Annotated in this window: 1 protein-coding gene; it reads left to right on the top strand. The window is 61.9% G+C overall.

What is annotated here, in order from left to right; translation table 11 throughout:
* Window positions 1–310 (top strand): hypothetical protein (locus tag V5F66_RS22275; RefSeq protein WP_394094742.1); only part of this gene is annotated, 310 nt, incomplete at both ends.

The raw sequence follows: 310 nt of genomic DNA, 5'->3' as shown, positions 1-310 counted from the left end.
TATCACCGGCCAGACCTATACGTCGCAGCACCTGACGGTGAATGCCGCAGGCGTCACGGTGCTCACTGAGCGCTTCCACGCCGACGGTACCCTTGACTATGTGCAGATGGTTGCTGCCGACGGCACCAAGGACACGGTGACCTATAACAGCGCGGGACAGAAGACCACGGACATCAACGTCGCGGCGGATGGCACGCGCACCACGCTGACCTATGATCCGTCTTCGGGCTATCTTACCCAGTCGCTGCTGCAGGCGGCGAGCGGCGTGGTAACCACCAAGACTTACACCGCTGGCGTGTTGATGCGCACC

It is taken from the genome of Xanthobacter versatilis, assembly GCF_043193975.1.
Taxonomy (GTDB): domain Bacteria; phylum Pseudomonadota; class Alphaproteobacteria; order Rhizobiales; family Xanthobacteraceae; genus Xanthobacter; species Xanthobacter autotrophicus_E.
Note: the sequence above shows the minus strand (reverse complement) of the source record. Positions and strands in the feature narration are given on the sequence as shown.